The sequence below is a fragment of the Streptomyces endophyticus genome (genome assembly GCF_035798155.1).
Classification (GTDB): Bacteria; Actinomycetota; Actinomycetes; order Streptomycetales; family Streptomycetaceae; genus Streptomyces; species Streptomyces endophyticus.
The window spans coordinates 113,817-123,645 of record NZ_JAOZYC010000104.1 but is presented as its reverse complement, the minus strand read 5'-3'; the positions used below and the strand labels follow the sequence as shown (position 1 = coordinate 123,645).

General features: G+C 70.5%; 8 protein-coding genes. 2 read left to right on the top strand and 6 right to left on the bottom strand.

Annotation, left to right across the window (positions count from 1 at the left end; genetic code table 11):
* A partial coding sequence (locus tag OKJ99_RS15525) for a PucR family transcriptional regulator (protein WP_326016792.1) occupies nt 1–667 on the top strand: 667 nt, incomplete at its 5' end.
* A gap of 4 nt (nt 668–671) precedes the next feature.
* Here the strand turns inward: OKJ99_RS15525 and dapE are convergent.
* On the bottom strand, nt 672–1,736 hold the full coding sequence (dapE, locus tag OKJ99_RS15520) for a succinyl-diaminopimelate desuccinylase (protein ID WP_326016791.1): 1,065 nt from the start codon (nt 1,734–1,736) through the stop codon (nt 672–674).
* 190 nt (nt 1,737–1,926) lie between these two features.
* On the opposite strand from dapE, the gene OKJ99_RS15515 reads away from it, so the two are divergent.
* Nucleotides 1,927–3,387 (top strand): APC family permease, encoded by a 1,461-nt coding sequence (locus OKJ99_RS15515; RefSeq protein WP_326016790.1) that lies wholly within the window; start codon nt 1,927–1,929, stop codon nt 3,385–3,387.
* Nucleotides 3,388–3,394: 7 nt separating this feature from the next.
* Here OKJ99_RS15515 and OKJ99_RS15510 read toward each other — a convergent pair whose 3' ends face one another.
* The 5 genes from OKJ99_RS15510 to OKJ99_RS15490 are packed head-to-tail and all read right to left on the bottom strand — an operon-like array spanning nt 3,395 to nt 9,767.
* The gene (locus tag OKJ99_RS15510; protein WP_326016789.1) at nt 3,395–5,026 is read right to left on the bottom strand and encodes a fucose isomerase; all 1,632 of its coding nucleotides are present in this window, start codon (nt 5,024–5,026) and stop codon (nt 3,395–3,397) included.
* 39 nt (nt 5,027–5,065) lie between these two features.
* The gene (locus OKJ99_RS15505) at nt 5,066–6,550 is read right to left on the bottom strand and encodes an FGGY-family carbohydrate kinase (RefSeq protein ID WP_326016788.1); all 1,485 of its coding nucleotides are present in this window, start codon (nt 6,548–6,550) and stop codon (nt 5,066–5,068) included.
* Between the two features lie 28 nt (nt 6,551–6,578).
* Nucleotides 6,579–7,451 carry a carbohydrate ABC transporter permease gene (locus tag OKJ99_RS15500; protein ID WP_326016787.1) on the bottom strand — a complete coding sequence of 291 codons (873 nt, stop codon included), beginning with the start codon at nt 7,449–7,451 and terminating at the stop codon, nt 6,579–6,581.
* Complete coding sequence (locus tag OKJ99_RS15495; protein WP_326016786.1) at nt 7,441–8,415, bottom strand: carbohydrate ABC transporter permease; 975 nt, start codon at nt 8,413–8,415, stop codon at nt 7,441–7,443. The genes OKJ99_RS15500 and OKJ99_RS15495 overlap by 11 nt, the downstream gene beginning before the upstream one ends.
* Nucleotides 8,412–9,767, bottom strand: coding sequence for an ABC transporter substrate-binding protein (locus OKJ99_RS15490; protein WP_326016785.1), 1,356 nt, complete (start codon nt 9,765–9,767; stop codon nt 8,412–8,414). Before OKJ99_RS15490 ends, OKJ99_RS15495 begins: the two co-directional genes overlap by 4 nt.
* Nucleotides 9,768–9,829 lie beyond the last annotated feature (62 nt).

Genomic DNA, 9,829 nt, shown 5'->3' with positions numbered 1-9,829 from the left:
GGCGTTCGCGCTCGCCGGCGCGGCGACCGCTCAGGACGGCGGGCAGGCGGCGCTGCGCCTGCTCGACCTCGTACGCCTCCAGTGCCAGACCCGCTACGGGCAGCATGCCTGCGTCCTGCTCGACGGCGTGGTGTACGCGCTGCTGCCGGTGGTCGGGGCCGCCGATCACGCGGCCGACCGGCATCTGCGGATCGCCGAGGACATCGTGCGGCGCGCGGAGGAGGCGCTGCGGATCTCCGTGCGGTCCGGACTCGGGCACGCGGTGCCCGGTGTCGCCGGGGTCCGGGACTCGCGAGCCGACGCCGATCTAGTGCTGCGGGTGCTCGGCGCCGGGCAGGTCGCGGACGCCGGGCAGGTGCGGGCTCGGACCTCGTTGCTCGTGCTCGGCGAGTTCCTGGCCGAGCGCAGGGACCAGGCGGCGGGCCCCTGGCAGGACGTCCTCACGCACGACGCCGAGCACGGCACCGAGTACGCCCGCACGCTCATCTGCTGGCTGGACGCGGGCTGCGACGCCGGACGCGCGGCGGAGCGGCTTGTCGTCCACCCCAACACCTGCCGCTACCGGCTGCGCAAGGTGCAGCGGCAGCTCGGCATCGACCTCGACGACCCGGACCAACGGCTCGTACTGTGGGTGCAGTTGCGTACCTTGGCGGGGCTACGAGGCTGACGCCCTACGCCAGTAGCCACCCGCGCAGCCGCTCCTCGCACGCCCGCACCTCCGCCATCGCCACGAACTCCCCCGGCGTGTGCGCCAGTTGGGGATCGCCGGGCCCGCAGTTCAGCCCGGGGACGCCGAGCGACGCGAAGCGTGCCACGTCGGTCCAGCCCAGCTTCGGCCGCGGTTCGACGCCCAGCGCCTTCACCAGGTCGGCCGCCATGGGCCGGTCGAGCCCCGGCAGCGCACCCGGCTCGACCTCCGTGATCCGCACCTCGTACTCGGGGAAGAGCCCGCGCAGGTACGCCTCCGCCTCCTCGGGCGAACGGCGGGGCGCGAAGCGCAGGTTGACGGTGACGACGCACTCGTCGGGCACGACGTTGGACGACACTCCGGAGCGTACGGCGACGGCGTTGAGGCCCTCGCGGTACTCCAGGCCGTCGATCGTGACCCGCTCCGGGACGTGGGCGTGCAGCCGGGTGAGGACCTCGCCCGCGAGGTGTGCGGCGTTGCTGCCCATCCAGGCGCGCGCGGTGTGTGCCCGCCGACCCGGCACGACGATGTCGGCGAGGAGGAAGCCCTGGCAGCCGGCCTCCACGCCGCCGTCGGAGGGTTCGAGGAGCAACGCCAGGTCACCGTGGAGCAGTTCGGGGCGTTGGGCGGCGATGACGGCGAGGCCGTTGCGGTCGCCGGCGATCTCCTCGCACTCGTAGAAGGCGAAGGTCACATCGCGGTTCAGCCGTTGGTCCGCCACCGCTGCGGCGAGCTTCAGCGCGACGGCCACGCCGCCCTTCATGTCGCAGGCGCCGAGCCCGTACAGCCGCTCGCCGTCGCGGCGCGCCGGGAGGTTGCCCGCCTCCGGGACGGTGTCGAGGTGTCCGGCGAGCACGACCCGCTCGGGACGGCCGAGGTCGGTGCGGGCCACGACGGAGTTGCCGACGCGCTCCACGTCCAGGCCCGGCAGCGCGCGCAACGCCTCCTCCACGGCGTCGGCGAGCGGACCCTCGGCGCCGCTCTCGGAGGGCATGTCGACCAGTGCCTCGGTGAGTGCGACGACGTCGGCGGCGAGGTCGAGCGGCACGGTTGATCTCCTTCGCGTCTGCGGCGCGGGGTGCCCGCGGGGATGCGCCCACCATGCTCGGGCGGCAGCGCAGGCGGTGGGTTGTGTCATCGGCCAACACCCTGTGCGGCACTTGTGCCGATCGGCCAATGTGCGGGGCCCGCCCGTCCCGAAGGATCCGCACCCTCACCGACCACACGCAGGAGGACCCATGGGCCCTGTGATCACTCAGTTGTGCCGCCGCAAACCTCTGGACAGCATCGTCGCGGCTGCCGAGGGCACGGCGCACGACGGTCCCCGCCTGGAACGCACCATGGGTCTTGGGCGGCTGACGCTGCTCGGGATCAGCTCCGTCCTCGGCACCGGCATCTTCTTCGTGCTCGGCACGAGCGTGCCCACGGCCGGTCCCGGCGTCGTGCTGTCGTTCGTGATCGCGGGCACCGTCGCCGCCCTCGCGGCGCTCTGCTACGTGGAGTTGGCCGGGGCGATCCCGGTGGCGGGCAGCACGTACTCGTACGCGTACGCCTCACTCGGCGAGGGCATCGCGTATCTCGTCGCCTGGTGTCTGGTCCTGGAGTACGGGGTGGCGGTGTCCACCGTCGCGGTCAGCTGGGGCCAGTACCTCAACGAGGTCTCGGACGCGCTCTTCGGTGTCACGCTGCCCGACGCGATCAGCCAGCCACCGGGCGCGGGCGGCCTGGTGAACATCCCGGCCATCGTGGTCGTCCTCGCGTGCACGGCGCTGCTGGCCCGCGGCACCAGGGAGTCCATCCTGGTCAACTCGATCCTCGTGTGCGTCAAGCTCGGCGTCCTCGTGATGTTCGCGGCGGTGGCGCTCACCGCCTTCCAGGCCGACCGGTTCACCGACTTCGCGCCGCACGGCATGGGCGGCATCACGGCGGCCGCCTCCGCGGTCTTCTTCTCCTACGTCGGGTTCGACACGGTCTCCACGGCGGGCGAGGAGGTCCGCAACCCGCGCCGCAACATCCCGCTGGCACTCCTGCTGACGCTCCTCGTGGTGACGACCCTGTACATCCTGGTCGCCGTCGCCGGCATCGGCGCGCAGCCGGAGGGGGCGTTCGCGCGCCAGGAGGCGGCAGGCGAGGCCGTGCTCGCGTCGATCCTCACGTCCGTCACCGGCTCCGGCACCGCCGCCCTCGTGCTGTCCGCGGGCGCGGTCGTCTCCATCTTCAGCGTCGTCCTGGTCACCCTCTACGGGCAGACCCGCATCCTGTTCTCGATGGCGCGGGACGGCCTGGTGCCGCAGGTCTTCCGCCGGGTGGACCGCAAGCGGCACACCCCCGCGGCCAACTCCTGGATCGTGGGCGCCGCCGTCGCGGCCCTTGCCGGTTTCGTCCCGCTCCAGGAGCTGGCCGACCTGACCAGCATGGGCACGCTGATCGCCTTCGTGGCGGTGGCCGCGGCGGTGATGGTGCTGCGCCGCATCGCGCCCGACGCCCCACGCCCCTTCCGGGTTCCGCTGTACCCGGTGACACCGATCCTCACGGCCGCGGCCTGTGTCTACCTGGCCTACCAACTGCCGGGCCTGACCTGGACGTTGTTCCTGGGCTGGCTGGTCCTGGCGGCCGTGCTGTACCTGGCGTTCGGGCGGCGCAGGTCGGCGCTGCGGGTGGCTGCCGAGCGGGAGGAGGAGCCGACGGCGGCGCCGTGACCGGCTCCTACACGCTCACGTCCCCGCACAGATGGACCCGCAGCCCGAGCTCCCGGAACATCGTGGCCTTGGCGCGCAGCGCCTTGCCCGCGGTGTCCGCGTCGGGGGCGTAGGCCACGTTGAGGTGGTTGGCCTTGTGGCGGGCCATGAACTGGTCGCGGGTCACGCCGTGCAGGACCGCGTGCATGATGGGCCACTCGGGAGTGGTGGCGTCGAGGCGGCGCCGGGTCTCCTCCTCGGGCAGTTCGACGACGCTCGCCCGGCCGAGGTCGACGTGGAGTACGCCGTCCATGATGAAGACGCGGGACCAGACGATCTCGCCGGGCTTGGAGACACCGCTGAGCGTGCCGCCGCCGAGCGGGAAGAACATCGGCGGCTGCCGCTTGGAGTACGACTTGTCGTAGCCGCCGTGGTGGGAGGCGGGCACCGATCCCGAGATCTCGAAGACCCAGACGAACCGCCCGTCGTACTCCTCGCCCCAGCGGATGTCGTGCAGCGTCGTCGCCGGGTCGAGGCCCATCGCGGTCCAGACGCGGTTGGTGGCCAGGGAGTCGACGGCGACACCCTCGTCGACCTCGTTGAAGTGCGGCAGCGGCGCGCCCGCGTACAGCTCGCGGGAGCCGTCGCGGGAGAGCACGGCGGGCCGCTCGACGTTGTTGAGCAGTCCCTCCGCGAGGTCGCTCGCGGGGACGGTGTCCTTGAGGCCCTGCTGGTACTGGATCCCGACCGCGTCCAGGCCGAAGTCGTCGGAGAGGCGCAGCGCGGCGACGTACATCTTGAACTGGCTGTGCAGTTGGGCGTCGGTGAGTTCGGTGGCCTCGTCGGTGCCGGTGTGGAAGGTCATGCCGGCCGCGTCGAGCCAGTCGCGGACGGCCTGCGCCTCCGCGTCCGTCACCTTGTTCATCTCGACGACGAGCGCGCTCTGCGACAGACGCTCCTTGTAGACGCCGAGCGCGTTCAGCAGCTCGTCGTCGATGATGGCGTTGTACATGCCCATGCAGCCCTCGTCGAAGACGCCGATGACGGCCTTCTCCTCGCGGAGCTGACGGGCGAGGGCGGCGCCGAGTTCCGTCTCGGCGTCGGCCTTCAGGGCGGGCAGGTCGCGTACGTGGCTGGTGTCATGTGTGAGCGTGCCGGTCTCCAGCCAAGTACGCAGACCTTCGCGGGCCCAGTCGTCGGTGAAGTCCTCGCTCCACAGCACCGAGTGCGCGACACCCGCCTTGGTGAGGCTGGCGGTGAGATTCAACAGGCCCACCAGGCCTGGGAATTCGCCGCTCCAGTTGGCGACGACCAGGATCGGGCCGCGGTGACTGCGCAGACCCGCGAGCACATGGTGGCTGTACTGCCAGACACCCTCGACGACGATCAGTGGGGCGTCCGGCGGGAGCTGCTTGAACACCTCTATCCCGGCGCGCTGACCGTCGATGAAGCCGTGTCCCTTCGCCTCGTCGACGGAGTGGCCGCGACGCACGCTTCGGCCCAGGTCGGTGAGTGCTGCGGCCAGGTCCGCCTCCAGCTTCTGCTGGGAGGGCCACCCGGTGATGTTCGCGGACGGGCGCAGGTCACCGCTGGCCACGGTGTACACGACGCCGGGCTCGGCAGCGGGCGGGACGAGGGGCTGGGGCAGGGCGTACGTCATGCGGTAACTCCCATACGTGCCTACGAGTTGGGGTGTTGGTCAGCGGGTCTGGAGGTCGGCCAGGGCGTGCGCCACATCCGCCGAGGCGGGGTAGAGGTCGCGGTACAGCGCATACAGCTCGTCGTAGCGGGCCGTCGCTTCGGGGCGCGGCGCGATCCGTTCGGCGACCGGGTTCCAGTCGTCGATGCGGGCATCGTCCGTGACGAGCCGCGCGGCGAGCAGCGCTCCACCGTAGGAGGCACCGACGGAGGTCGTCCGCACCTCCTGCGTACGGCCGGTGACGTCGGAGACGATCTGCGTCCACAGCCGCCCCTGCGTGCCACCGCCTACGGCGACGACGCGGCGGATGTCACCGCCCGCGGCTTCCAGTGCCTCGATGTTGTGCCGCACACCGAAGGCTGTGGCCTCCAGGGCGGCCCGGTACAGGTCGCCGCGCGTGTGGCCGAGGGTCAGGCCCGCGATGACACCACGGGCGCGCGGGTCGTCGACGGGGGTGCGTTCCCCGGCGAAGTACGGCAGCATCAGCAGGCCGTTCGCGCCGGGCCCCGACTTCTCGGCGAGGCCCAGCAGTTCGGGATAGTCGACGTCGCCGAACAGGTCGCGCAGCCAGCCGGTGACGGCGCCGGAGGTGGCCATGCCGCCGGCGAGGTTGCGGGTGTCGGGCAGTGCGCCGACCGTGCTCCACAGCGCGGGGTCGCGCAGCAGGTCGGGGACGGTGTGCACGAGGAACATGGTCGTCCCGTACATGAGCATCAGGTCACCGACGCCGTGCGCGCCGACGCTGAGCGCCTCGGCCCAGGCGTCGACGGTTCCGGTGGTGACCGGGATGCCGGCGGGCAGGCCGGTGGTGCGGGCGGCTTCGTCGGTGACCGTGCCGGCCGCCTCGCCGGACCAGCGCAGCGGCGGGAGTTCGAGTCCGGGTGCGATCCGCTCGGCCCACGGCGCGTACCAGTCGCGGGTCAGGGTGTCGTAGAGCGGGGTGCTCTGGCTGGCGGAGTGGTGGTCGAGGACGTAGGCGCCGGTGAGCTTGCGGGCCAGCCAGGAGCTGGGCAGGTAGAGGCGGCGGGCGCGGGCGAACAGCTCCGGTTCCTCGTCGGCGACCCACGCCACCTTGGCGCCCGCCGCCTGCGACGTGAGCCGCGAACCGCACCGGTGGACGATCTCGTCCGACCCCAACTCCCGCTCCAGGCGTTCGATCTGGGCGACGGAGCGGGTGTCGACGCCGTACAGGATCGCGGGCCGCAGCGGCGTGTCGTCGCCGTCGGTGAGCAGGACGCAGGGCCCCATGCCGCTGACGCCGACGGCGACCACGTCGGTGTCGGCGTGGGCCGATGTCAACTCGCGGGCGAGGGAGACGAATTCCTCCCACCACACCTCCCCCGGCATCTCCACGTGCCCGGGGGCGGGGCGGTCGACGGTGTGCTCGCGGACGGCGGTGTGGAGGACGGTGCCGTCGAGGGCGACGAGGACGCCCTTGCTGCTGGACGTGCCGATGTCGACGCCGATGACTGCGGACCGGGACATGGTGGCCACCCTTCTGTTCTGTCTTCTTCTACTTCAGGCCGGAGGTCTTGATTGATTCGACCATCTGGCGCTGGAAGACGAGGAAGAGGGCGAGCATGGGGACGACCGCGACCACGGCGGCGGCCAGCACGTAGTTCCAGTTCGCGCCGTACTGCGTGCTGAACGAGGCGATGCCCACCTGGGTGACCGTCAGCGCCTCGCTGTTGGTGGCGACCAGCGGCCAGGCGAAGGCGTTCCAGTTCGCGAGGAAGAAGAACACCGACAGCGCGGACAGGATCGGCCGGGACAGCGGCAGGATGACGTTCCAGTAGACGCGCCAGTACCCGCAGCCGTCGACGATCGCCGCCTCCTCCAGTTCCTTCGGGATCCCGAGGTAGAACTGGCGGAGCAGGAAGATCCCGAAGGCGTTGAACAGCGGCGGGACGATCAATGCTGCGTAGCTGTCGAGCATTCCCAGGGTGCGGACGACGATGAACAGCGGGATCAGGATGACGGGCGCGGTGATCAGCAGCGTCGAGAAGATGACCACGAAGATGCCGTCCCGGCCGGGGAACTTGAGCCGGGCGAGCGCGTAGGCGGCCATCGAGTGGAAGAGCAGGGCCACCACTGTGATGACCGCCGCCGTGATGAAGCTGTTGAACAGCCAGCGCGCGAAGGGTACTTCGGTGAAGACATAGGCGAAGTTGTCCCACGTGAGGTCCGTGGGGATGAGCTTGCCGTCGGTGACCGTCGCGCGGGTCTTCACGGACGCGGTGATCATCCACAGCACGGGGAAGATGCTGACGGCGGCCAGCGCGATCGCCAGGGCGACCAGGCCGGCGCGGGGCCCGAGGGGCCGCCTTCGCGAGGGACCGGCCGCGGCGGGCGCCGTCCTCACCAGGGTCGCGGTGTCACTGCTCATCGTCGAACCTCCCGCTCTTGGTCACCTTGAAGATCAGTCCGGAGAGGGCGACCATGATCAGCACCAGGAAGGAGCCGAGCGCCGCGGCGTACCCGTACTCACCGAACACGAAGGCCTGTTGGTAGATGTAGAACATCGCCACGGCGGTGCCGTTGGCAGGACCGCCGGAGGTCAGCACGAAGACCAGGTCGAAGGTTCCGGTGATGGCCGCGACGGTGGTCATGATCAGCACGAAGAAGCTGGTCGGCCGCAGCAGCGGCCAGGTGATCCGGCGGAAGGCCGTCCAGGCTCCCGCACCGTCGAGCTTCGCCGCCTCGTACAGCTCCTGGGGGATCTCGTTGAGGCCCGCCAGGAAAATGATCATGTAGTAGCCCATCATGTACCAGACGGTCACGGCGATGACGGCGTACAGCGCGAGGTCGGGGTCGCCCAGCCAGGACAGCGGGTTCATGCCGAGGGCGCCGCCCGCCTTGTTCACCACGCCCGTCTGCTCGTCGAGCATGAACTTCCACAGCAGGCCGACGACGACCAGACTGAGCATGTGCGGCAGGAAGAACGCCGTGCGGTAGGCGGCCATGCCCGGCAGCTTCTGCTTCATCAGCACACCGAGCGCGAGGCTGACACAGAAGAGGGTGGGCACGAGGATCACCACGTACTTCGCGGTCACCCCGATCGAGGACCAGAAGTACGGATCGTTCAGCATCCGCTGGTAGTTGCCGAGGCCCACCCATTCGTAGCTGCCGAAGCCCGAGACCTGGAAGAAGCTCAGCGCGATCGACAGGAACATGGGCAGGACGACGAAGACCCCGAGCCCGATGCCGTCGGGCAGCAGGAACAGCGCGGCGGCCAGCCACTCCCTGCGGGCTCGGGACATCCGGCGGCGCTGGAGCGGTGCGGCCTCGGCGGCGGCCGCTGCGGGCGGCCTCCCTGTCGACTGTGACGTCTGTGAAGCGACGCTCGTCATATCAGGCTCGCCCCCTGGTAGCTCTGCATGAACGCCTCGATGCTCTGGGCGGCCCGGTCCGTCTCGCCCGCCACGCCCTTGCCGGCCAGCATCGTGGCCTGGATGGCGTCCGAGACCGCCTTGTAGACCACGGGTGGGTAGCGGGGTTCGGCGCGGCCGCCGGGGAAGATCTCTTCCTTGAACTTCTTCATCGCCCAGAAGTCGTAGCCGCCCTTGGCGGCCGCCCGTTCCAGGGCCGAAGTACGGGGCGAGATATCCGACTTGGAGCCGGTGCACCAGTCGACGGTGCGCCCGATCGACTCGTCGTTCATCCCGCCGAGGGCCCAGGCGCAGAACTCCGCCGCGACCTCGGGGTTGCTGCCCTGGGTGCTGGCGCAGAACGACCAGCCACCGAGGACGGTGGCGTACTCGCCGCCGCTGGGCACCGGCAGCTTGAACACGCCGTACTTCTGCTTGGGCGCGGACGTCCGGAACCCGGAGATCTCCCAGATGCCGCTCTGCCACATGCCCGCGAGCCCCGAAGTGAAGGCGGTGATCGGGTCGTCGGCGGCCGGCATGGTGCGCGGCGCGATCCCCGCCCTGACCGCGTCCTGCCACAGCGCGAGCGCCTGCCGTGCGGCCTTGGAGGCGAAGCCGACCCGCCCCTGCTCGTCGACGACCTCGCCGCCGCCCTGCCACAACCACGGGTACCAGGTGAAGTTCTGGTAGTAGCCGGGGTCGGTCTGGAACACGAGACCCGCACCGGCCTTGGCGCGCAGCTTGTCACCGGCGTCGAGCAGCTCGTCCCAGGTTCTCGGGATGTCCCCCTCGGAAAGGCCCGCCTTCTCCCAGACGGGGACGTTGTAGTACATGGCCAGTGGCTCGACCTCCATCGGCAGGGCGTAGACCTTGCCGTCGACCATGCGACTGTCGAGGCTGTTGCCGTAGTCCTCGACGACACCCTTGTCCAGGTGCGGAGTGAGGTCGGCGAGGATGCCGCCGTTGTAGTAGCGCAGGAAGTCACCGGGACTGAGCAGGAAGATGTCGGGTCCCGCCTCGGAGGCGAAGGCGGTGACCATCTTCGAGCCCTGGTAGCTGTCACCGGGCACGTAGTACAGCTCGATCTTGACGTCGTGGTCGGCGTTCCAGTCCTTGACCAGGTCCTGGAACCACTTCGCGCGTGCCCGGTCCGCCGGATCGGGCGAGTGGGCATCGTAGAAGTACCAGAACTTCAGCGACCTTCCGTCCGCCCTCGCCGATCCGCCGCAGCCGCTCAGCAGCGGTGTGGCCGCGCCGGCCGCCGTGAGCCCCGCGGCGGCGCCGAGGAAGCGGCGGCGGGACGGCGTCACGGCGCCTTTGCCGTGGTGGAGCATGGCGTGCTCCCGTCTCTCTTGGTGGGTGTGGGTACGTGCCTGCCTACGAAGGGGTGGTGCGG